This window comes from Staphylococcus casei, from assembly GCF_030294405.1.
Taxonomy (GTDB): domain Bacteria; phylum Bacillota; class Bacilli; order Staphylococcales; family Staphylococcaceae; genus Staphylococcus; species Staphylococcus succinus.
Map to the genome: position 1 here is coordinate 2140670 of NZ_CP125718.1, position 25304 is coordinate 2165973.

Annotated in this window: 22 protein-coding genes and 1 tRNA gene; 4 read left to right on the forward strand and 19 right to left on the reverse strand. The window is 34.3% G+C overall.

Features of this window, described 5'->3' with window-relative positions; translation table 11 throughout:
• Window positions 1–261 precede the first annotated feature (261 nt).
• Window positions 262–1158, forward strand: coding sequence for a TIGR01777 family oxidoreductase (locus QMO72_RS10440; RefSeq protein WP_069823245.1), 897 nt, complete (start codon window positions 262–264; stop codon window positions 1156–1158).
• A gap of 20 nt (window positions 1159–1178) precedes the next feature.
• Window positions 1179–1394 (forward strand): hypothetical protein, encoded by a 216-nt coding sequence (locus QMO72_RS10445; RefSeq protein WP_103267806.1) that lies wholly within the window; start codon window positions 1179–1181, stop codon window positions 1392–1394.
• 35 nt (window positions 1395–1429) lie between these two features.
• On the opposite strand, the gene clpP is transcribed toward QMO72_RS10445, so the two are convergent.
• Window positions 1430–2014 carry an ATP-dependent Clp endopeptidase proteolytic subunit ClpP gene (clpP, locus tag QMO72_RS10450; RefSeq protein WP_069823243.1) on the reverse strand — a complete coding sequence of 195 codons (585 nt, stop codon included), beginning with the start codon at window positions 2012–2014 and terminating at the stop codon, window positions 1430–1432.
• A 153-nt stretch (window positions 2015–2167) separates the two neighbouring features.
• Between clpP and QMO72_RS10455 the strand changes: the two genes are divergently transcribed.
• A tRNA-Arg gene (locus QMO72_RS10455) sits at window positions 2168–2239 on the forward strand.
• 179 nt (window positions 2240–2418) lie between these two features.
• On the opposite strand, the gene QMO72_RS10460 is transcribed toward QMO72_RS10455, so the two are convergent.
• Window positions 2419–3120: a class I SAM-dependent methyltransferase gene (locus QMO72_RS10460; RefSeq protein ID WP_103267805.1), complete on the reverse strand. Its 702-nt coding sequence runs from the start codon at window positions 3118–3120 to the stop codon at window positions 2419–2421.
• A 112-nt stretch (window positions 3121–3232) separates the two neighbouring features.
• Here QMO72_RS10460 and QMO72_RS10465 point away from each other — a divergent pair, with 112 nt between their 5' ends.
• Window positions 3233–3661 carry a cytidine deaminase gene (locus QMO72_RS10465; RefSeq protein WP_103267804.1) on the forward strand — a complete coding sequence of 143 codons (429 nt, stop codon included), beginning with the start codon at window positions 3233–3235 and terminating at the stop codon, window positions 3659–3661.
• 177 nt (window positions 3662–3838) lie between these two features.
• Here QMO72_RS10465 and whiA read toward each other — a convergent pair whose 3' ends face one another.
• The 17 genes from whiA to QMO72_RS14110 form a co-directional block, all read right to left on the reverse strand.
• Window positions 3839–4783 carry a DNA-binding protein WhiA gene (gene whiA / locus QMO72_RS10470; protein WP_069823616.1) on the reverse strand — a complete coding sequence of 315 codons (945 nt, stop codon included), beginning with the start codon at window positions 4781–4783 and terminating at the stop codon, window positions 3839–3841.
• Between the two features lie 42 nt (window positions 4784–4825).
• Window positions 4826–5824, reverse strand: coding sequence for a gluconeogenesis factor YvcK family protein (locus QMO72_RS10475; protein ID WP_103267313.1), 999 nt, complete (start codon window positions 5822–5824; stop codon window positions 4826–4828).
• The gene (gene rapZ / locus QMO72_RS10480; RefSeq protein ID WP_103267312.1) at window positions 5811–6737 is read right to left on the reverse strand and encodes an RNase adapter RapZ; all 927 of its coding nucleotides are present in this window, start codon (window positions 6735–6737) and stop codon (window positions 5811–5813) included. Before rapZ ends, QMO72_RS10475 begins: the two co-directional genes overlap by 14 nt.
• 519 nt (window positions 6738–7256) lie before the next feature.
• Window positions 7257–8201, reverse strand: a complete 945-nt coding sequence (trxB, locus tag QMO72_RS10485) for a thioredoxin-disulfide reductase (RefSeq protein WP_103267311.1) — start codon at window positions 8199–8201, stop codon at window positions 7257–7259.
• 65 nt (window positions 8202–8266) lie between these two features.
• Window positions 8267–9703: a tetratricopeptide repeat protein gene (locus QMO72_RS10490; protein ID WP_103267310.1), complete on the reverse strand. Its 1437-nt coding sequence runs from the start codon at window positions 9701–9703 to the stop codon at window positions 8267–8269.
• A 21-nt stretch (window positions 9704–9724) separates the two neighbouring features.
• A complete protein-coding gene (locus QMO72_RS10495) occupies window positions 9725–10204 on the reverse strand; it encodes an acyltransferase (RefSeq protein ID WP_103267309.1) in 480 nt (159 codons plus the stop codon).
• Between the two features lie 10 nt (window positions 10205–10214).
• Window positions 10215–11051 carry a prolipoprotein diacylglyceryl transferase gene (lgt, locus tag QMO72_RS10500; RefSeq protein WP_103267308.1) on the reverse strand — a complete coding sequence of 279 codons (837 nt, stop codon included), beginning with the start codon at window positions 11049–11051 and terminating at the stop codon, window positions 10215–10217.
• 3 nt (window positions 11052–11054) lie between these two features.
• Window positions 11055–11990 carry an HPr(Ser) kinase/phosphatase gene (gene hprK / locus QMO72_RS10505; RefSeq protein ID WP_046837214.1) on the reverse strand — a complete coding sequence of 312 codons (936 nt, stop codon included), beginning with the start codon at window positions 11988–11990 and terminating at the stop codon, window positions 11055–11057.
• A gap of 275 nt (window positions 11991–12265) precedes the next feature.
• Entirely contained in the window at window positions 12266–15103 is a 2838-nt protein-coding gene (gene uvrA, locus QMO72_RS10510; RefSeq protein WP_103267307.1) for an excinuclease ABC subunit UvrA, read from the reverse strand.
• Window positions 15104–15108: 5 nt separating this feature from the next.
• Window positions 15109–17091 carry an excinuclease ABC subunit UvrB gene (gene uvrB / locus QMO72_RS10515; protein WP_046837212.1) on the reverse strand — a complete coding sequence of 661 codons (1983 nt, stop codon included), beginning with the start codon at window positions 17089–17091 and terminating at the stop codon, window positions 15109–15111.
• Between the two features lie 312 nt (window positions 17092–17403).
• On the reverse strand, window positions 17404–17634 hold the full coding sequence (locus QMO72_RS10520) for a CsbA family protein (protein WP_046837211.1): 231 nt from the start codon (window positions 17632–17634) through the stop codon (window positions 17404–17406).
• Between the two features lie 5 nt (window positions 17635–17639).
• On the reverse strand, window positions 17640–18281 hold the full coding sequence (locus QMO72_RS10525; RefSeq protein WP_046837210.1) for a YfbR-like 5'-deoxynucleotidase: 642 nt from the start codon (window positions 18279–18281) through the stop codon (window positions 17640–17642).
• Between the two features lie 295 nt (window positions 18282–18576).
• The gene (locus QMO72_RS10530) at window positions 18577–19521 is read right to left on the reverse strand and encodes a CHAP domain-containing protein (protein ID WP_103267306.1); all 945 of its coding nucleotides are present in this window, start codon (window positions 19519–19521) and stop codon (window positions 18577–18579) included.
• A 305-nt stretch (window positions 19522–19826) separates the two neighbouring features.
• A protein-coding gene (gene prfB / locus QMO72_RS10535) for a peptide chain release factor 2 (RefSeq protein ID WP_103267305.1) occupies window positions 19827–20943 on the reverse strand; the annotation gives its coding sequence in 2 pieces (ribosomal slippage) (window positions 19827–20870 and window positions 20872–20943; 1116 coding nt in all).
• Window positions 20944–21167: 224 nt separating this feature from the next.
• Window positions 21168–23705 carry a preprotein translocase subunit SecA gene (secA, locus tag QMO72_RS10540; protein ID WP_069823606.1) on the reverse strand — a complete coding sequence of 846 codons (2538 nt, stop codon included), beginning with the start codon at window positions 23703–23705 and terminating at the stop codon, window positions 21168–21170.
• Between the two features lie 309 nt (window positions 23706–24014).
• Window positions 24015–24581 carry a ribosome hibernation-promoting factor, HPF/YfiA family gene (hpf, locus tag QMO72_RS10545; RefSeq protein WP_046837206.1) on the reverse strand — a complete coding sequence of 189 codons (567 nt, stop codon included), beginning with the start codon at window positions 24579–24581 and terminating at the stop codon, window positions 24015–24017.
• A 67-nt stretch (window positions 24582–24648) separates the two neighbouring features.
• Window positions 24649–25065 carry a ComF family protein gene (locus tag QMO72_RS14110; protein WP_350049548.1) on the reverse strand — a complete coding sequence of 139 codons (417 nt, stop codon included), beginning with the start codon at window positions 25063–25065 and terminating at the stop codon, window positions 24649–24651.
• Window positions 25066–25304 lie beyond the last annotated feature (239 nt).

Genomic DNA, 25304 nt, shown 5'->3' on the forward strand with positions numbered 1-25304 from the left:
CATAGGCCGTTACTAAAGGGAGTCAAAATTTTACCTTCGCTAGTATATTATGGGGTATACTCGAAATAATTAAGAGATGATTAATTAATATCGAAGGTACCTTTATTATAACCTATACTATTTTAATTTAAATACTTCTAGCAAGAAGTTAATGACATATTAATGAACAAATTTTGAAAAAATTATGTCCTTCAAATGCGATTAGATTATCCTACCTTTAATCATTGCATCATTAGGCACTATTATTTAAGAGGTGATAAGATGAAAAACTATTTAATTACAGGCGGCACTGGCATGATAGGTACACAACTTGTGGAAGCCATCATCCAAAGTGATGCACACATAACTATTTTGACAAGACAAAACAAATCAAGTTCACATCCGAAGATCACTTATGTGAATTGGTCAGAACCCGATTGGGAATCTAAAATTCCTCATATTGATATTGTCATCAATCTTGCAGGTGCTAGCTTAAATCAACGATGGACAAAAGCTCACAAGCAATCCATTATGTTAAGTCGCTTACAATCTACCCAAGCATTATTTGATTTATTTAAAAATCGCGAACAAAGACCTTCTGTATTCTTCAATGCAAGTGCTATAGGTTACTATAAACCAGATTTAAATAGAACCTATACAGAGTTATACAAAACTTTACCCTTCGATTTTCTTTCAGAAGTCGTTTATCAATGGGAAAGACGTGCTCGTCAATTTGAATCATTAGGTACACGCGTCGTAATTGGTAGATTTGGAATGGTGCTATCTCAATCAGGCGGTGCTCTACCTTTAATGAAACTGCCTTACGAACTTTATCTTGGTGGTAAACTTGGTACTGGAAGACAATGGTATTCATGGATTCACCTAGATGATTTAACAAGAGCTATTCTTCATACAATTAATACCGAAAAAGCTCAAGGCGTGTTTAACTTCACTGCCCCAATCGTGGAACATCAAAATTTATTTGGCTATACACTCGCTCGCGTTACACATCGTCCACACTATACTTGGGTACCTTCTTTCGCGCTCAGATTAGTATTAGGACAAATGTCAACAGTCGTACTCGATACTCAAAAAGTAATTCCAAATAAATTACAGGCTATTGATTTTAAATTTAAATATCCAGATTTAAAAATTGCTTTGGAAGATTTAGTTCATTAACTTTTTATGCGAGGGATAAAATGAAAGCAGATGGTCTAACACATATATTATTACTCATTGTTGGTTTATTACTTTTATTAAATGGCTGTTTTGCTTTTGATAAGTCGCTGGCTATGACGATAGTATCTTCTATTTTTATCATTGTAGGATTAATGCTATCCGTTGTATCAGCAAAACTTTTCTATAATAATAAAGTCAAACAGAAATTGATGTCAAAAAAAGACAAGTCGTTATAACGACTTGTCTTTTTTATTAAAACTTTAATTTCAACTTATGATTCTGGAACCATAACTTGGTCAACCAGACCATATGCTTTAGCTTCTTCAGCTGATAAGAAATTATCACGATCTGTATCTTTTTCGATTTTTTCAATAGATTGACCTGTACGGTCTGCTAAAATTTGATTTAATTTAGAACGTGTTTTAAGAATGTGGTTCGCAGCAATTTCAATTTCTGTTGCTTGACCTTGTGCACCACCTAATGGTTGGTGAATCATTACTTCAGCATTTGGCAATGCAAAACGTTTACCTTTTGCACCAGCTGCAAGTAAGAATGAACCCATTGACGCAGCCATACCAATACAAATTGTTTGAACATCTGGTTTAATATGTTGGATTGTGTCATAGATTGCAAAACCAGCTGTTACACTACCACCCGGCGAGTTGATATAAAGGTAGATATCTTTTTCAGCATCTTGTGCTTGTAAGAATAATAATTGAGAAACAATAGAGTTTGCTACATTATCATCGATTTGTGAACCTAACATGATAATACGATCTTTTAATAAGCGTGAGTAAATGTCATATGCACGTTCCCCACGATTTGTTGTTTCAATTACTGTAGGTATTAAATTCATTAATATTGCCTCCTTATTTCTAACTGATAAATATATTTTAACCCAAAAGTCAAACATGGTCAAAAAATAACGCTTGAAATTTTTACGAAATTTCTTCAGTTGTTATTGACCATTGCTATTAAGATTTGTACACTTAAAGTATTGTTAAATTCCCCCCTCGTAGTGTAATGGATAACACATAAGATTCCGGTTCTTAGAATAGGGGTTCGACTCCCTTCGAGGGGATTATAATATCATATTTATTTGTGAAGGACATTATTAAGCAGATGCTGAATAATGTTTTTTTATAACAGTTTAATGCTTATCTTAGGTACAAGCGTATATTTGTAGTTAAAGGTGATAATAGGTGTCTAATCAACACTATTAACCATTTGAAATCTTTATATAAACAAAAGTGATAATAATCACTTCACTATTTTTAACATCGTATGAGCATGTGTTTGAAATTCATAATCTACTTTGCATTCATTGATGCTATACCCTAATTCAGTTAAATTTTTAATGATATGATCTAAATATGCATAGCGATGACCTTCTAAATCAACCAATGGGAAGATTCTAAGCTCTTTTTTGCTCACTCTTAACAGTTCTTCCAAACATTTGATATGAAATGCATAGTCTAATCTATCAGCATACATAAATAAAAAATGCGCAGATAATACGATATCAAAGGCTTCATCGCAGTACGGTAATTCTGGTAATGATACAGCTGTGTACCGATTATTGTGACGCTTCATATCTACGACGCAATCTTCTAATGCCTGTTGACGCTGATATTTCAAGTCCGCTATATTTTTAAAGTAATTCCAATTATAATTATTCTTGGATTTTTTCATTTTTTCTATCGTATGTTGAATGTCTTCTTTACCTTTCGCATACAAATCAGCTCTATTAAAATAATATGCTATATCACACGCTTCTATATTTAATCCTTTTTGTCTTCCTATTGCAGAAAATGAACAAGCTCCAGCAGGACAGTCCAAAATCTTTTTTCTCTCTAACTCAGTTAATGATAAATCAAACATGTTCAAATACTCTTTATATGTGCGTCCTATAAAAATGATTCTTTCTATTTCTAATTTTTCGCTTCTTAAGTTATTAGCCAAAGTACCTCTCCTTAAAAATTATATATTTTGGAGCAATTCAAGACAATAATGCTTAGAAATAATGGTATCATTACTTTAATTGACTGAAAATTCTTTTTATTGAGGTGCATATATGACTATTGAAGAAAAACTTTTTAACACAGCACAACAATTTATAAAATCTAGGTACCCTGAAGGTTGGGGAGGCGCAGCAGCCATGTATTCAAAGAAAGGTAACATCTACATATCTGTAGCACCAGAAATTATTAATGCTTCCTCAGCGCTTTGTATTGAAACCGGTGCCATTTTAGAAGCACATAAAAATCAAGATGCTATTACTCATTCTATTTGCGTAGTTAGAGATGATACACAAAGTCATTTTAAAATTTTAACACCTTGCGGGACTTGCCAAGAAAGACTAGCTTATTGGGGTGGTAAAGTAAAAGTAGGCGTTACTGTACGTAATAATCAATTATTATACAAACATCTAAAAGAACTTCAACCATATCATTGGACGCATGCTTATGACGACATTAAATATTGTGATGATGACGATGCTTAATTTAAATAAACTTATTAATGAAAGGCATTTATTATGATTTCATTTGCTATATTTTGTAGCATAGCTGTTTTCCATCTAAATAATTGTTTATTATAAACTCAAAAAAAATAGTTTCCATAATTATGGAAGCTACTTTTTTTGAAATTTATACATTCGTTTTATATTATTTGTATTTCCTTATAATTCTAATGGCTCGCCGGTTCTTAGTTTATCAGCCATTTCGTTTAACTTTCTTAGGCGATGGTTAACACCTGATTTAGATATACTGCCCGTAGACATCATCTCTCCAAGCTCTTTTAGAGACACTTCTTGATGTTCAACTCTTAATCTGGCAATTTCCCGTAGTCGTTCTGGTAAGTTATCTAATCCAATTTCTTGATCAATCAATTGAATACTTTCCACTTGCTTCATTGCTGCACTAACGGTTTTATTTAAATTTGCAGTTTCACAATTTACTAATCGATTCACAGAATTTCTCATATCTCTAACAATACGTACATCTTCAAATTTTAATAAAGCTTGGTACCCACCAATCAAACTTAAAAAGTCTGAGATTTTTTCTGCTTCTTTTAGATAAGCTATGCTCCCCTTTTTTCTTTCTAAGTGTTTGGCATTTAGCTCATAATTATTCATCAGCTGTGTTAGACCTTCTGAATGATCTTCATATAATGAAAAGACTTCAAGATGATATGATGACGTCTCTGGATTATTCACAGAACCACCCGCTAGAAATGCACCACGCAAGTAACTCCGTCTCATCTCATCGTCTTGTATCATCGCTTCGTCAATTTCATGCGTAAATACGCCATTTTTTAAAATACCTAACTCGTCTAATATTTCTCTCGAGCGTGCTTTAATACGGCATATATATATATTGTTCTTTTTTAACTTCATTTTCTTTCTTACAAGTAGCTCAATCTCAACATTAAAAACTTTTTTAATTAACGAATAGATACGTCTTGCCGTAGTAGCATTTTCTGTCTGTACGTTAATTACAAATTGTTGATTAGCTAGACTGAGTGCACCATTCATCCGTATAAGTGCACTGAGCTCTGCTTTGGCATTTGATTCATCTACTTCTATTCTTGTTAGTTCATTTTTCATTTCGGATGCAAAGCTCATTATTTAATCAGTCCTTTCTTAAACTAAGACATCGGCTTAATTTTATTCATTGCTATCTTTACTTCTGTTAAACTCAATTGTTTCTGTTTCTCTCATTGCGATTTCATAAATCATCTTAGCTAATACTTCTGTATTATGGCGTACATAATTTTCTGAAGAAATTTCTATTAATTCAGGATGCGTAAAAACTTCGATATCTTGTGCTTCCATTACATCAGTATGACATTGAACAGGCTCTGCGTTGTCTTGTCTATATCGCTCTAAAACATCTTTATTATATGTCTGAGTTCCACAAATTGCATAATTGATACATCTTTGTCCAATATGGTCATGAATCGCATTAACGTGATCAAGTACAGAATACCCATTTGTTTCACCAGGTTGTGTCATAACATTAGAAACATATAATTTCGGTGCATCACCGCTTAATAAAGCGTCTGAAATCCCCTTCACACAGAGGTTAGATATCACACTTGTATATAATGATCCTGGTCCTAATACGATTAAATCCGCTTCTTCTAGCGCTTCTACTGCTTCTTGCATCGGTTCTACATCTTCTGGCTCTAAAAATACACGTTGAATTTTTTTGTTTTTTTTCGGAATTTTAGATTCGCCATATACAATTTCCCCATCTTCCATTACTGCATTCAAACGCACACTTGTGTTTGTTGATGGAATGACGCGCCCTCTGATATTTAGTATTTTACTTAATTCCTTCACTGCATGTCCAAAATCATCAGTGATATTCGTTAATGCTGCAATCAGTAAGTTTCCAAGTGAATGTCCTTCAACTTGATTTTCTTTAAAACGATATTGAAATAATTGTTCTAATGTAGATTCTGTCTCACTTAATGCTGAAATTACATTTCGTATGTCTCCAGGCGCAGGTATATCCATTTCACTTCTGATTTTACCTGTACTCCCACCGTCATCGGCTACAGTAACTATTGTAGTAATATCAATTGGGTAATCTTTTAAACCACGCGCCAAAACGGATAAACCTGTTCCTCCACCTATGAGTACAAGCTTAATTCTCTTCATCTTTTTGTTTCACGCCACTTTCGACATATGCATCTCTATGATGCACATACACATTATAGTCAAACTTTTCTTTTAATTCTGTCCCAATACGTTTCGCTAGTGCTACAGAGCGATGTTGTCCACCTGTACAACCAATAGCAATCACCAATTGAGATTTACCTTCTTTTTGATACCTAGGAACCATAAAAGTTAATAAATCAATTAACTTTTCATAAAACATATTTGTTTCTTTCCATTTCATAACGTAGTTATAAACTACTTCATCTTCACCCGTTAAAGGCCTTAATTCATCAACATAGTGTGGATTAGGTAAGAACCTAACATCAAAGACTAAATCAGCATCCATTTGGATACCATGTTTAAATCCAAAACTCGTCACATTGATATTAAAGGTTGGGAAATCACTACGGTTAAAGTAATCGCCTATGCGCTTACGTAATGCTTTGGGCTTCATATGTGATGTATCAATCGTATAGTTAGCTATACCCTTTATCTCACTCAATAGTTCTCGTTCTTCATCAATAGATTCGATTAATGAGCGCTGTCCATTTTCATTTAATGGATGTGCACGACGCGTTTCTTTATAACGCGAAATAAGTCTTTCGTTTGAAGCTTCCAAGAATATCATATCAACCATTACACTGTCATTGCTTTTAATTTTATCAATTTCTTGAATTAATGATTTAAATAATTCTTTCCCTCTTAAATCAATTGCAATCGCTACTTTTTGTAAAGACGGGTTGCCTTGCTCCATCAACTCTACAAATTTAGGCAAGAGGATTGGAGGTAAATTGTCTACGCAAAAGTAACCAATATCTTCTAAACTTTGGATTACTACGGATTTCCCTGCACCTGATAAACCTGTTACAACCAACAATTCACTTTTTACTAGTTCATTTTCTTCTCGCTGCATCTATTTACACCATCCATCGCTCATTTTATAACGCAAAATTTATATCTAAGTTGTTTTAAAATTTCATTAGTATTTAAAACGCATTGCAAGCACTGTGACACGTGTATAAGCACTATTCGGCCTCATTCATTGAAAATGGCACTTCTTTACATACCATTAACCTTCTTTCAAAAACGCATCTGCTAAATGCTATGCTATCATATTATATTTTACATTAAAAACGACTAAGGTAGTAGTATCATTGCTTATATTTACCATCATTATTAATCAAAATATTATATGCTATACGACAGCATGTTTGAACCACATAGAATCATTTTCACTTATTTCTCATAAATTCGAAGACAATTCACACGCAACATGGAGTATCTCCTAACCTGACTTTGTTCATAAAAAAACTAGAATGCCCTGACTCACATATAAAATGAAAGTCGAACATTCTAGTTATGACTGAATTTTATTTCAATACACAGGCTGCCTACTTTTCAAGCAATACGCAAGCGGCATTCATCAATGTCATTATACTTCAACTGTATCGTTTAAGTGTTCAATATAAGCAATAGCACTTTGTGCAGCAATACTACCATCACCCGTAGCTGTTACGATTTGACGTAAGCCTTTATCACGCACATCACCAGCTGCATAGATACCAGGTACTTTTGTGCTCATATCTTCATTTGTTTCGATATAACCTACGTCGTTTGTAATACCTAAGTCTAAGAATGGTGTTGTTAATGGTTTCATACCGATATAGATGAACACGCCATCTGCATCTAATGTTTGTTCAGAACCATCTTTTGTTGATTCTAACGTTACTGATCCTACTTTGCCATCTTTATCATTAATTGTTTTTAATGTGTGGCTCCAAATAAAGTCGATTTTATCATTTTTAAATGCACGGTCTTGTAGGATTTTCTGTGCACGTAATTCGTCTCTACGGTGAACAATAGTTACACTATCAGCAAATTTTGTTAAAAATGTTCCTTCTTCAACTGCAGAATCTCCGCCGCCGATAACGAATAATTTTTTCCCTTTAAAAAATGCACCATCACATACAGCACAATAACTTACACCACGGCCACCAAGGTCTTGTTCGCCTGGTACACCAATTTTTTTATATTCAGCACCTGTTGAAATAATCACTGCACGTGCTGTTATTTCTTTATTTCCAAGGTTGATGACTTTGTAGTCACCTTTATCTTCAATTGATTTAATATCGCCATATTGGTATTGAGCACCAAATTTTTTCGCGTGTTCAAACATTTTTGTTGATAAATCTGGTCCTGTGACCATTTCAAAACCAGGGAAGTTTTCAACTTCTTCTGTATTTGCCATTTGACCGCCTGGCATACCACGTTCAATCATTACAGTACTTAAGTTTGCACGTGATGCATAAACAGCAGCTGTCATACCTGCTGGTCCAGCACCAATAATTGCAACATCAAAATCCACTTGTTCAGCCATTTATATTGCCTCCTATTTATTAATTCATTATGCGCATTATATATGATTTCTTGCATTTTATAAACTTATATGCTCAATAAATAATCTATCATTTTATTTAAGCGATATTGAGAAATATGGAACCATTCTAATACTTGTTGTTTGGTCACTTTTGTCTCCGTATTGCGATAGTACATATACACAAACGCTGCTACGTAGTCATCAACTGGCGTGAGATCTACATTTTCAGAAATAATAGCTTCCGCTTGATCAATCCATACGATAAACAATGTTTCGTTATTTTTCAATGATTCCACATTGTACATCATTAACATGCCCTTGTGAATAAAATCTAACTTATTTAATTTTAAATCTTGAATTAAATACGTTAGATATAATTTTTCGTAATCATTCATCGTCTCTAGTACGGCCCAGATTTCTTCAGTCATAAAAACTTCTTTACCTCTTAATTGATTCAATAAGAATACACCATAAAGTCTATGGTGGCTATCGTCATTCAATAATAATGGTAATATATGATGATCAAAGTAAACCTTACTATCTGCAACAATCCATGGGGCATAACCTACATCAACTTGTGAAATTTCCTGTAATTTAGACCAAAAATACTTACTTTCTTCTAGATTACCTAAGTGGTAGTGATTATAACTCAAGGCGTTGTACATTTGAATAGAAAGAAACTTCCCTTTCCTATATAACGGTTGCAGAATGTTTTGAGAAGCTTGGTATTGTTTCAAATAGCATAATACAATACCTAACTTAAACGATTCATCATCATTCATTGGCATGACTGTGTTTAAAATTTTTAAGTAGCGTTCATACTTGTCGTTATCTTTTGTATTATAAAGCAATAGTGTATAGTGACATAATGCGTGTACATCCGTATTATCTTCCGAGAGTAAGCGCTCAAACATTTCTCTAGCGATATCATACTCGTTTAAATATAAATAGCACATCGCAAGTAAATTACGTACCACGCGATGTTCTTGAATAGTCTCATCTTGATCTAATATATATGTCCTTGCTTCAGACAATCTCCCTTGCGAAAATAAATATTGAAAGATTAATTGTATTGCAAATAATTGACTTTCAACTTCTATTTTCTCTGCGGAATGATAGGACACTTCGAACATCTCTTCTAATTCTTCTTGATAGTCTTCATCATTAGAAGCCAAAACGTAATTCATCCCAAATAAAAAGGATTTATTTGGGTCATTTAACGTAATATTTAATTGACTAAGTTGATAAAAACTATCTGGAACTTCTTCAGAACGAGCGATGTTCTCATAAAAAATATGCTCAGCCTTGCTACCTAAACCAAGTTGAACAAGACTTTCAGCATATTTTACTTTAATATCAAATTCTTGAGGTGACATATCAAGCACTTTTCCAAAATAATCTGCGGCCTTTTTATAATCATGTTGAAGAAACTTCTGCTCTCCAAGCCTTTTATAAAACGGGCTATCTAGTTTCATTTGTATCACTTTATCGTTATGCGCCATCTATAATCACCTCCTAGTTACTTAATTATTTTTCATTAGCATAGGATTACCATAAGCTAATGTATGATCGGGTATATCTTTCGAGACTACAGTACCTGCACCCACTTTAACGTAATTTCCAATGCTCACTCCTGGTAAGATAGTCACATTAGCGCCAATTAAAGTATGATTTCCAATATTTACTTGGCCAGTTCTAAATTCATCGACTAGAAACTCATGCGTTAATATGGTCGTATTATAACCAATTACACAGTTTTCTCCTATCGAAATGTATTCTGGATAGAGTAAATCTGGCACAACTTTATAAGCGAATGCAGTATGTGCCCCTATATTCATTTTTAAAACGTTACGATATAGCCAATGCTTGATTTTTACTTGAGGTAAATACCTACAAATTTCAATAATAATAGTCTGTTTAACTATTTTAAATATCTTAACGTAACGATACATGTACCAAAGTGGGTTCTTATCTTGTGTTTTTTTAGTGTTTAATTTGCGCATTTTCGCCTTATCACTTCACTTTTTGATTCGGCCAAGTTAAAGGCCCGACATCTTTGTAACGTGGTGCTTTATATTTTAATCTTCTAATAATCATTATGGCAATACCTACAATAATTAAAATAATAGACATGAGTTGTGCAACGCGAATATGACTCGTCAACATTAAACTATCCGTACGCAAACCTTCTACGAAAAATCTGCCAATCGAATACCAAATTAAATACAAACAAAGTGTATCTCCAACTTTTAAGTGCTTTCTTATGATTAATAGTATGACAAATCCAGCAAGATCCCATACAGATTCATATAAAAATGTAGGTTGATAATATTTGCCATTAACATACATATTATTAATAATAAAATCTGGAATATGTATGTGTTCTAAGAAAGATTTTGACACAGGACCTCCATGAGCCTCGTGGTTCATAAAGTTGCCCCATCTACCAATCCCTTGACCTAATAACATACTAGGTGCAATAACATCACCGATTTGAAATGGATTGAGATTTTTCTTCTTACATACAAATATCCCCGTAATAAATCCACCAATCAAGCCACCATGTATTGCAATACCGCCATGCCAAATCATAGGTATTTCAATTGGATTTTGGGCATAATACGGCCATTGAAAGATCACAAAGTAGAGTCTTGCAACAATAAAGCCAAATATAGCACTCCAAAAAATGATATCGACCAATGTATCTTTATCATGGCCGATACGTTTTACGCTCGCTTGGGCAATAAAATAGCCTAAAAGTATACCTGTGGCAATAATAATCCCGTACCAACGTACTGAAATGGGACCCAATTGTATAGCAATTGGATCGATGTAATTTAACGTCATCATTTGTTAGTTCTCCTCATTGTTATTGCCATTACGCATTATTTCAGCATTTAGACGATCATTGAATTCTTCAGCAGTATTGATGCCCATAATATTCAGACGATAGTTCATTGCTGCAACTTCTATAATGACTGCAACGTTACGACCTGGTCGAACTGGAATTGTTTTTTTCGTAATTTCGTTATCTAATATTTTTAATTTTTCTTCGTTTAAACCTACACGGTCATATAACTTTTCTTTATGCCAATTTTCTAAATGTATATTTAGACGTAAGCGTTTTTCCGTTAATATAGACCCTGCACCGAATAACGTCATAACATTTATAATGCCTAGACCTCTTATTTCTAATAGATGTTCGATAAGTTTTGGTGCTTTACCAATTAATTCATCTTTACTAATTTCTCTAATTTCGACATTGTCATCAGCTACAAGCCTATGACCACGTTTCACTAACTCAAGCGCTGTCTCACTTTTACCTATACCGGAATCACCAGTAATCAATACACCCACACCATATACATCGACAAGCACACCATGTAGCGATGTTGTTCTAGCTAGCTCATGCTCTAAAAATGTCGTTAGACGTCCCATGAGTTGCGTAGTAGCAATTTTAGAAGTAATTAATGGGGTTTCAAGCTCTTTAGCCGCCTCTATAAGTTCTTCGGGTGGCTCTAAATCTCTCGTCACAATAATAGCTGGTGTTTCAGGTCTACATAATTTTCTCATACGTCCTTTACGCTCTTCATCTGGTAATAAATTATAGAAAGATAATTCTGTTGTACCTAGCAATTGAATGCGATCTGAAGCATAGTGAGAAAAATAACCTGCCATTTCTAATCCGGGTCTTGAAATATCTGTATTTTTAATTTGTTTGTTTAAACCTGTTTCTCCAGCAATTAAATCAAGTTCAAACCGTTCTACTAAGCTTTTTGTAGTTAACATAGGTTCACCTCTATCAATATTTCTCCTACATGTGCGATATATTATTATCATATCAAAAAGACAGGATAATCCATATTAAAAAGTGTAGCAGAGCAATAATTTAATCCTTAATATAAATATCATACCGTATATTAATATTCTACGATACACGTTATACACGATTGGAAAACACTTCTTTTTCTAACTAAGCTTTATTATAACAATAAAATACGTTATTTCACTTAGTTTCAACAAACAGAGGGTGCTCAAATGAGCACCCTCTGTTGTTTATAGTATTATCGTTTTACCGTATCTCTTTCTAAGACAGTTTTTAAATATTGACCGGTGTAACTTTCTTTTACTTCAGCAATATCTTCTGGCGTGCCTGTAGCTACAACGGTACCGCCACCGTCTCCACCTTCTGGTCCTAGATCAACAATATAATCTGCCATCTTGATAACATCTAAGTTATGCTCGATGATGACCACAGTTTCTCCATTTTCCACAAGTTTATTAAGTACTTTTAGCAAGCGGCTAATATCATCAACATGGAGCCCCGTCGTTGGCTCATCTAAAATATAAATGGAACGCCCAGTAGAACGTTTGTGTAATTCAGAAGCAAGTTTCACACGTTGCGCCTCACCACCAGATAAAGTTGTTGCAGGTTGACCTAAAGTTACATAGCCTAATCCAACATCCACAAGTGTTTGTAATTTACGATGAATCTTCGGTACTTTTTCAAAGAAGAAGGTTGCTTCTTCAGCAGTCATTGCTAATATATCAGAAATGTTCTTTCCTTTATAAGTGACTTCAAGTGTCTCACGATTATATCTTGAACCACCACAAACTTCACAAGGTACATATACATCAGGTAAGAAATGCATTTCAATTTTAATAATGCCGTCACCTTTACACGCTTCACATCGGCCGCCTTTAACATTAAAACTGAAACGGCCTTTCGAATAGCCTCTCACCTTAGCTTCATTAGTTTGAGCAAAAATATCTCTGATGTTATCAAAGACACCTGTATACGTCGCTGGGTTCGATCTTGGCGTACGTCCGATTGGTGACTGATCAATATCTATAATACGCTCCAATTGATCAATACCTTGTATCTCATCATAGTCTCCGGGTTTAACTTTAGATTTATTAATCTCTTTTGCCAATGATTTATATAACACTTCATTTACCAGCGTACTCTTACCAGATCCTGAAACACCTGTGACAACAGTCATTGTGGATAACGGGAAATCAACGTCTATTGCTTTTAGATTATTACTGCGTGCGCCTTTAACACTTATCTTTCTATCCGTAATTTCACGACGTACTTCAGGCACTTCTATACGTTTTTTACCACTTAAATATTGACCTGTTAAGGATTTTTTACTATTCATTACCTGCTTTGGCGTGCCACTAGCAACAATTTCTCCGCCATGCTCTCCTGCGCCTGGCCCGACATCTACTAAGTAATCTGCCGCACGCATAGTATCATCATCATGTTCAACAACTATAAGTGTATTTCCAAGATCACGCATTTCTTTCAAAGTATCGATAAGTCGGTCATTATCACGTTGATGTAACCCAATAGATGGTTCATCTAAGACATAGAGTACACCTGAAAGTCTTGATCCAATTTGAGTAGCCAAACGAATACGTTGCGCTTCTCCACCAGATAAAGAACCTGACGCACGATTGAGCGTTAAGTATTCTAATCCAACATTATATAAAAATTCAAGACGTGAAATGATTTCTTTTAATATTTGATCGGCAATTTTTTGATCTTGGTTTGACAATTCAATATGTTGATAGTGATATAACGCTGTTTTGATTGAATTTTCAACAATTTCACCTATATTTTTTCCAGCGACATAAACAGATAATGCCTCAGGACTCAAACGTTTACCGTGACATGTCTCACAAGGTAATTCCGTCATGTACTTGCTCATCATTTCTCTCACGAGTTCTGAGGGAGATTCATGGTAACGTCGATTAATGTTGTTGATAACGCCTTCAAACTCCATAGTACGTTTACGTGTTGTACCGTTTCGCTGTTTAAAGACAAATTCAATTTCTTTGCCGTTTGAACCATTAAGGATAATGTCTTTTTGTCTATCTGTTAATGTTTTAAATGGTTTATCCATGTTAATTTTGTATACTTCACATACACGATTTAACAGTGTTGGATAAAAATCAGAACTCGTTGGTTCCCATGCTACAATAGCACCTTCGTTTAATGTTTTGTCTTTATCAGGTACAATTAAATCTAAGTCTACTTTTAATTTTTGTCCTAAACCATCACAAGTTGGACATGCTCCAAATGGACTGTTAAAACTGAACATACGTGGCTCTAATTCTCCAATTGAAAATCCACATATTGGACATGCATGATTCTCAGAGAACTTTAATTCATCGCCATCAATGATATCTACAATTAAACTGCCTTCTGAAAGATTCAAACCAGTCTCTATAGAATCAGCAAGACGCGCTTCTATACCTGCTTTGACTACAAGTCTATCAATAACAACTTCAATTGTATGATTTTTATTCTTATCTAATTCAGGCACTTCATTTACATCTGTAATCTCACCATCGACACGTACGCGTACATAACCTTTTTTGCTAATATCATCTATAAGTTTTTCTTGTGATCCTTTTCTATGTGAAACCACCGGCGCTAATAGTTGAATCTTAGAACGTTCTTCAAGCTGCATGACGCGATCTACCATTTGCTGAACGGTTTGGGATTCTATTTCTATACCATGATTGGGACAGAATGGCTTTCCAACACGAGCATAAAGCAAACGAATATAGTCATATATTTCAGTAACTGTCGCTACGGTTGATCTTGGATTCTTACTCGTCGTCTTTTGATCAATAGATATTGCTGGAGATAAACCTTCTATAGTATCCACATCAGGTTTATCCATTTGTCCTAAAAACTGTCGTGCATAAGCACTCAAAGATTCTACGTATCTGCGTTGCCCCTCTGCATATATCGTATCGAAGGCAAGTGAGGATTTACCCGACCCCGATAGACCTGTCATAACAATGAGTTTATCTTTTGGTATTTCTATATCTACATCTTTTAAATTGTGGGCACGTGCCCCTTTTACTACAATGGATGGTTGTTTCATATTTGTCACCCTTCTGCTTTTAATTCAAATAACATATCTCTAAGTTCTGTAGCTTTTTCAAAATCTAAGTCTTTAGCTGCTTGCTTCATTTCTTTTTCTATATTGGCAATTGTTTTTTGTCGTTCTTTTTTCGTCATTTTCTTAGGTACTTCAGTTTGTTGTTGTTCGTTCGTTTCATCATTATCAACTGTAGCACTAATGACATCGTGTATTTTTTTATTGATTGTAGTTGGCGTAATGTTATGTTTTTCATTATATGCTTGTTGAATCGAACGGCGTCGTTCTGTTTCGTCCATAGCGAAGCGCATAGAGTCAGTAACCTTATCTCCATACATAATAACTTCTCCACCACTATTACGTGCTGCGCGTCCTATAGTTTGCACGAGTGACCGTTCTGAACGTAAGAAACCTTCTTTATCTGCGTCGAGAATAACTACAAGCGAAACTTCAGGAATATCAATACCTTCTCGCAATAAATTAATCCCTACGATGACATCGTATGTACCCATACGCAAATCCCGAATGATTTCAATACGTTCTAACGTTTTAATTTCAGAGTGTAAGTAGTTTACTTTAATTCCTGCTTCTTTTAAATACGTCGTTAAATCTTCACTCATTTTTTTAGTCAACGTGGTAACTAACACACGTTCATTACGTTCTATGCGTTCATAAATTTCACTGATTAAATCATCAATTTGATTTTCAGTTGGACGTAAATCAATCTTAGGATCTAATAATCCAGTTGGGCGAATAATTTGTTGAACCATTTCATCTGTATGTTCTAACTCATACGGTCCTGGTGTTGCAGATACATAAACAAGTTGATTGGTTTTATCTTCAAACTCAGAAAATTGCAAGGGTCTGTTGTCCAAAGCACTTGGTAGACGGAACCCATGATCGACAAGCACCTGTTTACGTGCACGGTCACCATTATACATACCCCTTATTTGTGGTAATGTCACATGTGATTCATCAATCATCACTAGCCAATCATCTCCAAAATAATCTAAGAGTGTATACGGTGTAGAACCCATAGGTCTTAATGTTAAATGTACTGAATAATTTTCAATACCAGAACAAAAACCCATCTCTCTCATCATTTCCAAGTCATAATTCGTACGTTGTTCTAAACGTTGTGCTTCTAGTAATTTATTCTCCGAGCGTAATTCAGTTAATCGCTCTTCTAATTCAGTTTCAATTCTTTGAATGGCAGATTTCATTTTTTCTTCACGTGTTACGAAATGGGATGCTGGGAAGATAGCGAAGTGGTCACGTTCTCTTAATACTTCTCCAGTTAGATAATTGACTTCTCGTATGCGATCAATTTCATCACCAAAAAACTCTACCCTAATACACATTTCTTCACGAGAGGCTGGGAAGATTTCTACTACATCTCCTCTAACGCGGAACGTCCCACGTCTAAAATCAATATCGTTTCTTGTGTATTGAACATCAACAAGTTTTCTTAAAAGCTCACTTCTATCCATTTCCATACCCACTCGAACACTAACAACTAAATCGCGATATTCTTCCGGATTACCTAAACCATAGATGCAACTAACACTTGCGATGATAATGACATCATCCCGTTCAAAAAGTGCGCTTGTAGCTGAGTGGCGTAATTGATCAATTTCATCATTAATTGAAGCATCTTTTTCTATAAATGTATCTGTAGATGGTACATACGCTTCTGGTTGATAATAATCATAATAACTGACAAAGTATTCTACTCTATTTTCCGGAAAAAACTCTTTAAATTCACTATATAATTGTCCTGCTAATGTTTTATTATGTGCGATAATCAACGTAGGTTTGCCTACCTGTTGAATGACATTACTCATTGTAAATGTTTTACCTGTACCCGTAGCCCCAAGTAATGTTTGGTGTCTCTTGCCTTCATTTACACCCTTAACAATTTCTTTTATCGCTCCTGGTTGATCACCTTGTGGTTCAAAGTCAGATTGTAGTTTAAATGGATAGTGCTCCATAGTGACACACGCCTCCTATATATTTTCTAGTTATTATGAACATACTTTATATGCCTATTCCCTATGTGAAAAATTGTATGTTTAATATCTGCATATGCTTAATCTTGTTATATATTTTAACAGATTTTAAGTTATAAAAGCAAACATTTGTTCGCATTCATAGCATAGCTTACTATAAAGAAAAAACAAACATAGTGACGTTACCATGTTTGCCTTAATTGCTTATGTCAATTTTATTTTTTTATTATTTAAGCTATATTATTATAATATTTTCACTTCACTATAGCAATTGAGTTGCTCAATATATATTGTTCAGTCATCTTCTTTTTTATGTAATTTTAATTGGTCAATGATAATGTAACCAGCTAATAATGAGACAACATCGATAAAAATGATCCATTCGTTATGAAAAAATCCTTTTTCAATTGAGGCGCCAACAATGACAAATGCCAAAATTGACCCTACCCATTTGCTTCTAGTTAATACGCTGAATAATACAACGAGAATGCATGGAAAAAATGCTGCGAGCATAAACCAAATCATTCACTTCACCCATTTCTATTGTTTAGAATGGCCATCGTCGTTTCTCGTAATTCTTTTCTTGGTATAAATTTCTCTGTTAACATTTCTGGAATAATATTGTCGATAAAATCTTGTACTGAACTAAGATGATCAAATTGCATGATTGTCTCTAAAGACATTTCATATATTTCAAAAAATAACGGTTCTGGATTACGTTTTTGTATTTCTCCAAATGTTTCATATAATAAATCTATTTTATCAGCGACCGATAGTATCTGGCCTTCTAGTGAATCGTCTTTGCCTTCTTGAAGCCTTTTACGATAAATATCTTGATAAGGTTCTGGAATTTCTTCATTTATAAAGTGATCTACCATTTCTTCTTCAACTTGCGAGAATAATTTTTTTAATTCACCACTTGCATACTTCACTGGCGTTTTAATATCTCCAGTAAAAATTTCTGCAAAATCATGGTTCAAAGCTTTTTCATACAAACTCTTCCAATCAACTTCATTGCCATGGTATTCCTCTACTGTTCCCAAATATTGTGCGATTTTGGCAACTTTAAATGAATGCGCAGCGACATTATGTTCAAAGTATTTAAATTGTCCCGGTAATCTAATTAATTTTTCTAAATCAGATAAGCGTTTAAAATATTGATGTACTCCCATGACATCGCCTCCTAGTTTATTTAATGATTGATTATACTTGTTTTTATAATATCATTCAACAATCAAAATGTCTTATCAATATAACTGAAGATAGATAATTATTTTTATGATAGAGATAACTTAATGTGTCGATTACTTTTGTTTCCTAATAATACAACAACCACTCCTATATGTTATTGGAGTGGTTGTTGTATTATTGAATGTCTATTGATGTATAAATACACATCATGGCAAGACTTGTAGCGCCTCGTATTGCCACGTTACTGTAATCATTACAATTGATTATAATCAATCATTAGTGAATGTAATTATATTGATACGTATTATGAATTGTTCTATATGACTTTTGTCCTAGGCCTTGCCAATTCATTTCTGATACTAAAATAGAGCCGTCTGCATTTTTACGTTCTACAACACCTACATGGCCGTATTGACCTGCATTACTTTGAATAATGGCCCCTACTTCCGGTGTATGGTTTACACGATAGCCATTTTGACTTGCGGCAGCTGCCCAATTATTTGCGTTGCCCCATAAATTCCCAACTGATTTACCTAGTTGTTGACGACGATCGAACGCATAGAACGTACATTGTCCACGATCATAATAATTACGTCCATTTGAAGCCACTGATACTTCGTTATTATTTGGCTTTGCTGTTAAATAATCTGCGTGTGAAGTTACGCTTTGTTTCGTTACTTTTAAATCTGGGGTATGCGTCCATTCATTTTGTGCTACCGGTATTGCGCGGTTTGAAGTCACAGATGTATTTGAATTAAGCGATAAATTATCCACACGGCTACTACCACTTGTATCTTGAGTATATGTTTGATGTATTTCATTAAAATATGTTTGTTGTTGATTATTTAAATGTGCCGATCCTTTTTCTGACACTGCTAATAGTTCCCCTGGATATATCATTTCTCCTAAGTTCGGATTTAGTTGATACAACTGATCCATGGTGATATTGTACTTTAACGCTATACTTTGTATTGTATCCCCATGTTTCACTTCTACTATATCACTATCTGGTAAGATTAACTGCTCACCTACGCTCACATCATATTTGTCTGATAATTGATTTAATGCTTTAATTTCGCTTGTCGTTGTCGCGAAAGTTTGTGCTATATCAGATAAATTAGTATCTTCTTTTACTATATGTACTTGATCCGCTGATGCGATACCATTAATTCCCAAAAATAATGCTGTCGAAGTTACAGAAAATGCTATTCCCTTCTTCATGATGTCTCAATCCTTTGCTATATTAATTTCATCCACCATTAATATAGCACAAAACATTATACCTTTTTCTCATGTTACCTTGATGTAATATAACTGTTATTTTATATGTTAAACTTTTTATTTTATAACATTAACAAAGCGGCATAAGCATTGATATGACAATATTTAACCTTACTATTTACCATTACTCAGTTTAAGGTATGTAATAAAATTATTTGAAAATTACATTTATTTAAATTTCTCTTTATTCAACAAACAAACTGAGCACCACACGTTTGTATGTATACTCAGTTTGTTAGTTTTCTTTAATTTTCAGAGTGATCCATTTGGCTACGCAAATAAGATTCTATAAAGGGCCCTATGTCTCCATCCATAACGGCATCAACTTTACCTGTTTCTTCATTTGTTCTGTGATCTTTGACCATAGCATAAGGGTGAAAAACATATGATCTAATCTGACTTCCCCAACCAATTTCTTTTTGTTCACCACGAATTTCTGCCATTTCCTGCTCTTGTTCCTCAATTTTCAATTGGTACAATTTGGATTTCAATGTTTTCATAGCAGCTTCTCTATTTTTGATTTGAGACCGTTCATTTTGGTTATTGACTACTATACCAGAAGGATGGTGAGTAATTCGAATTGCGGATTCTGTTTTGTTAATATGTTGTCCACCTGCACCTGATGCTCTAAACGTATCAACAGTAATATCATCAGGGTTGATGTCAATTTCAATTTCCGTATTATTAAATTCTGGTATAACATCACACGATGCAAATGATGTATGTCTTCTGCCAGACGAATCAAATGGTGATATACGTACTAGGCGATGAACGCCTTTTTCTGCTTTTAAGTAACCATAAGCATTATGTCCCTTTATCACTAAAGTAACACTCTTAACGCCTGCTTCATCTCCAGGTAAATAATCGGCAATTTCTACTTTGAAGCCTTTTTGTTCACAGTAACGTTGGTACATTCTTAACAACATGTTCGTCCAATCTTGAGACTCTGTACCACCAGCGCCTGGGTGAAGCTCCATAATTGCACCATTTGCATCATAAGGACCATCAAGTAATAATTGTAATTCAAATTGATCTATACTTGTTTTGAAATCCATGACGTTTTGCTCTAAATCATGCTTCATGCGCGCATCATCTTCTTCAAGTAATAGCTCTCTTGTCGTGTCCATATCATCAATTTCAGATTCTAAACCACGATAAGCATTTACTATGGATTTTAATGCATTATTTTTATCGATGACTGCTTGAGCCTCATTTTGATCATCCCAAAAAGTAGGATCGGTCATCTTTTCTTCATATTCTTGGATATTTGTCTCTTTTTCTTCTAAGTCAAAGAGACCCCCTAAGCTGTTCTAATTTTTCTTTATAGGTATCTATATTACGTTTAATTTCTGATAATTCCATTACACATCTCTCCTGTTATTGTACGAATGATAAATTTTATTAAACTCCAAAATCATTTTATTCAATATAACTATTCTACAAAAGTTTTATATTAATTCCAACTTTATTCGTCTCACAACGTTTTGAAGTTACATATAAGTTAATTTCACTTCAAATCAAATAAAACTGGAAGTTGATAGCATTACCATCAAGTCTTCCAGTTTTAAATAAGCATCACTGATCCATTATGCACCGTGACAATTTTTATATTTTTTCCCACTACCACATGGACAAGGATCATTTCTACCTATATGTTCATCTTTAACAAAAGGCTCTGATTTTGTATGCTCTTTAGAATCGTCGCCATCTGCAGATACATGTTCTGCGTTACCAAAGTTTGTTGTTTTATCTCTTTCTAAATCATCTTCCACAGAAACGACAGATTTCAAGATAAACTTACTGACATCTTCTTCGATATTCTCCATCATCGTATCAAAAAGTTGATGTCCTTCATTTTGATAATCACGCAGTGGATTTTGTTGACCGTATGAACGTAGGTGTATACCTTGACGTAACTGGTCCATTGTATCAATGTGATCAGTCCAATGATTATCTATTGAACGCAGTAAAATCATACGCTCAAACTCATCAAATTGGCTGCCGATTTTTTCTTTTTGATCTTTTAAGCCTACTTCAACTTTAGACCAAACCACATCAAAGATATCTTCTTTGTCTTTACCTTTAATTTCTTCTTCTTTTAAATCGCCTTCGTTTAAGAACACGTCATCAACATAATTAATAAATGGTTCATAATCTGGCTCATCATCTTCATCATTCACGTGATAGTGTACACTTCTTTCAAGCGTTGAACGGAGCATTGCATTCACCAATTCACCACTTGCATCACTATCAATAATTCTATTACGTTCAGTATATATAATTTCACGTTGTTTACGTAATACATCATCATATTCTAGAACACGTTTACGTGCATCAAAGTTATTACCTTCAACACGTTTTTGCGCAGATTCAACGGCGCGGGAAACCATTTTGGATTCTATTGGTGTAGAGTCATCCATACCTAAACGGTTCATCATACTTTGTAAGCGTTCAGAACCAAAACGAACCATCAATTCATCTTGTAATGATAAATAGAAACGACTATCCCCTCTATCACCTTGACGACCTGAACGACCACGTAATTGGTCATCAATACGACGAGACTCGTGCCGCTCTGTACCAATAACAGCTAGACCACCAATTTCTTCTACGCCCTCGCCAAGTTTAATATCAGTACCACGACCTGCCATGTTCGTAGCAATCGTAACTGCCCCACGTTGGCCCGCGCCGGCTACTATTTCCGCTTCACGCTCATGATTTTTAGCATTTAACACATCATGACGAACACCATTTTTCTTCAATAAATTTGAAATATATTCACTCGTTTCAACTGCCACTGTTCCTAATAACACTGGCTGACCTAACTTATGTTTCTCAATGACGTCTGCTACAACCGCATCAAACTTACCTTTTTGGCTAATATATATCAAATCTGGTTTATCAATACGTTGAACAGGTTTGTTCGTAGGTATTTGAGTTACCGTCATATTATATATATTTCTAAACTCTTCCTCTTCCGTCTTGGCTGTTCCTGTCATCCCTGATAATTTATTGTACATTCTGAAATAGTTTTGGAATGTAATTGAAGCCATTGTTTTAGATTCATTTTGAATCTTCACACCTTCTTTAGCTTCAATAGCTTGGTGTAAACCTTCAGAAAAACGACGACCAGGCATAGTACGTCCGGTAAATTGGTCTACAATTAACACTTCGCCGGCATTCACCATATAATCAACATCTTTTTGAAGTGTTACGTGTGCACGCAAAGCGGTATTAATATGACTAATAATATCAACATTTTTAACATCATATAAATTGTCAATTTTAAACATGCGCTCTGCTTTGTCCGTACCTTGTTCTGTTAATTGTACGGCTTTCGTTTTTTCATCAAAATTATAGTCGTCTTCATTTTTTAACATTTTAGCAAAAACGTTTGCTTGAGTGTATAGAGACGTTGATTTTTCTGCTTCACCTGAAATGATTAATGGGGTACGGGCTTCATCGATTAAAATAGAATCGACCTCATCAATAATAGCGTAGTGAAGTGGTCTCATTACACGTTCTTCCGCATAGTTAACCATGTTATCACGCAAGTAATCAAAACCTAACTCATTGTTTGTACTATACGTAATATCGCTTGCATAAGCTTCTCTTTTTTCGTTGGTACTCTTGCTGTTTAAGTTTAGTCCCACAGATAACCCAAGGAATTCATAGAGTTCTGCCATTTCTTCACTTTGGCTACTTGCTAAGTACTCATTTACTGTGATTACATGAACGCCACGACCTGTTAATGCATTTAAATAAGTTGGCATCGTCGCAGTCAATGTTTTACCTTCACCCGTTCTCATTTCAGAGATATCGCCATTATGGATTGCAATACCACCCATAACTTGTACTTTATAAGGGATCATATTAAATACACGTTTTGAACCTTCTCTCACTATAGCAAACGCTTCTGGTAAAATATCATCAAGCATTTTATTTTGCTTTTTCACATCTTCTTCTTCACGTAATTTAGCTTGAAATGCTTTTGTTTTTTCTCTAATCTCTTCATCAGTTAATATCGACATATCCTCTTCTAACGCTAGGACTTTGTCGGCTAATTTACCAAGGCGCTTTATTTCTTTTTTATTGCCATCTGCAATTTTTGATAAAAAACCCATTCTGTTCGCTCCTTTAGCTTAATAACTCTTAGCTTACAACATCTTATGATATCATTTATAAGCTGAAATTTACATTTATTCACTTTACTCTTTAAACTCTCGTTTCGCTTGTTTAACTTGTAATCATCCATCATTACTCATCAGAAATTTTCATATTTCTATATATTTATATTATACACTTAAAATATACACATATTGCTAGTTAACTTTCAAATTATTACATACTAACATAGCAAAAAATGAGCGTCCATGATTTAACACAATCATGGACGCTACGGCTAATTATTATTTAGTATGATTTAACATAAATTATTCAGTTGTTTCGATTAAACCATATTTTCCATCTTTTCTTTTATACACAATACTAGTGCCATCTGTTTCACGATCTGTGAAAATAAAGAAATCATGTCCCAGCAAATCCATTTGTAGCACTGCTTCTTCTGAATCCATTGGTTTTAAACTGAAATTTTTGGCACGAATGATTTCAATATCATTGTCACTATCATCACTTTGAAGTTCAGCTGCTTCATTTTCTTCTGGTAATGACGCGAATACTTCTTGATCGCCACGATTACGTTTCTTACGATTGACACGCGTTTTGTATTTTCTTACTTGTCTTTCAAGTTTACCATTGATTAAATCAATGCCTGCGTATAAATCATCATGGCGTTCTTCAGCTCTTAAGGTAACATTTTTCAGTGGAATAGTTACTTCAATTTTTGAAGCTGAATTTTGATAGGTTTTGACCTTAACGTGCGCAGTTGCATTTGGCACATCATTAAAGTAACGTTCTAGTTTACCAATTTTCTCCTCAATATAGTTGCGAATCGCATCAGTAATAGTGAGGTTCTCCCCGTGAATTTCAAATCTGATCATAGTAATCGACTCCTTTAAAAACCTCTATATTGGTAATATTGCTTATCTTTATAATACCACTTTTCTACTATCGTGCAAACGTAAACACATCGAATTTTCTGATTTTTCTCACAAAAAGACTTTTTGCTGCATTGTGAACCGTTATGCCCGTAGTGTATATATCATCTACAAGTAAAATAAATTTATTTTCTAAGTCGATAGAACTGGGTATTTCAAATAGATGATCGACCTGTGACCGCATTCGTTTTCCCATTGCAGACTGTCTTGGTCGTAATTGAGTGGATAGCAGTGTTTCATATTGAATTTGCTTATAATCTAATACGGTAGTAACGGGGTTAAACGTACGTGCCTTATCTCTTTCTATTGGAGAGGGTATTGGCACAATATAATCATAGTTTACTTTAGGTAGCTTTATTTGTTCTGCTAGTATTTTACATAAAGCTACATCCTTCATAAACTTATATTTATGGATAGTTGATTTCATAATCCCCTTATATTGAAATTGACAATGCAGTCGATCCATTAATACATAATGCATAGATAAAAATAGACAGTCCCTACACTTTTCTTCGTTGATATCTAACAACTTCAGACACCTTGGACAACGTTGGTACCTAGTCATGCCCACTGCTTTCCATTGTTCTATACAATGCGCACACCATAGCGCTGGTTTTTTATAAAAATTTTGGGCATTGAGGGATTCGAATATATTTTCGTGACATT

Coding starts and splice junctions, on each gene's coding strand:
- QMO72_RS10440 (WP_069823245.1), top strand. CDS start 262: ATGAAAAACTATTTAATTACAGGCGGCACTGGCATGATAGGTACACAA.
- QMO72_RS10445 (WP_103267806.1), top strand. CDS start 1,179: ATGAAAGCAGATGGTCTAACACATATATTATTACTCATTGTTGGTTTA.
- clpP (WP_069823243.1), bottom strand. CDS start 2,014: ATGAATTTAATACCTACAGTAATTGAAACAACAAATCGTGGGGAACGT.
- QMO72_RS10465 (WP_103267804.1), top strand. CDS start 3,233: ATGACTATTGAAGAAAAACTTTTTAACACAGCACAACAATTTATAAAA.
- whiA (WP_069823616.1), bottom strand. CDS start 4,783: ATGAGCTTTGCATCCGAAATGAAAAATGAACTAACAAGAATAGAAGTA.
- QMO72_RS10475 (WP_103267313.1), bottom strand. CDS start 5,824: ATGAAGAGAATTAAGCTTGTACTCATAGGTGGAGGAACAGGTTTATCC.
- rapZ (WP_103267312.1), bottom strand. CDS start 6,737: ATGCAGCGAGAAGAAAATGAACTAGTAAAAAGTGAATTGTTGGTTGTA.
- trxB (WP_103267311.1), bottom strand. CDS start 8,201: ATGGCTGAACAAGTGGATTTTGATGTTGCAATTATTGGTGCTGGACCA.
- QMO72_RS10490 (WP_103267310.1), bottom strand. CDS start 9,703: ATGGCGCATAACGATAAAGTGATACAAATGAAACTAGATAGCCCGTTT.
- QMO72_RS10495 (WP_103267309.1), bottom strand. CDS start 10,204: ATGCGCAAATTAAACACTAAAAAAACACAAGATAAGAACCCACTTTGG.
- lgt (WP_103267308.1), bottom strand. CDS start 11,051: ATGATGACGTTAAATTACATCGATCCAATTGCTATACAATTGGGTCCC.
- hprK (WP_046837214.1), bottom strand. CDS start 11,990: ATGTTAACTACAAAAAGCTTAGTAGAACGGTTTGAACTTGATTTAATT.
- uvrA (WP_103267307.1), bottom strand. CDS start 15,103: ATGAAACAACCATCCATTGTAGTAAAAGGGGCACGTGCCCACAATTTA.
- uvrB (WP_046837212.1), bottom strand. CDS start 17,091: ATGGAGCACTATCCATTTAAACTACAATCTGACTTTGAACCACAAGGT.
- QMO72_RS10520 (WP_046837211.1), bottom strand. CDS start 17,634: ATGATTTGGTTTATGCTCGCAGCATTTTTTCCATGCATTCTCGTTGTA.
- QMO72_RS10525 (WP_046837210.1), bottom strand. CDS start 18,281: ATGGGAGTACATCAATATTTTAAACGCTTATCTGATTTAGAAAAATTA.
- QMO72_RS10530 (WP_103267306.1), bottom strand. CDS start 19,521: ATGAAGAAGGGAATAGCATTTTCTGTAACTTCGACAGCATTATTTTTG.
- secA (WP_069823606.1), bottom strand. CDS start 23,705: ATGGGTTTTTTATCAAAAATTGCAGATGGCAATAAAAAAGAAATAAAG.
- hpf (WP_046837206.1), bottom strand. CDS start 24,581: ATGATCAGATTTGAAATTCACGGGGAGAACCTCACTATTACTGATGCG.
- QMO72_RS14110 (WP_350049548.1), bottom strand. CDS start 25,065: ATGAAATCAACTATCCATAAATATAAGTTTATGAAGGATGTAGCTTTA.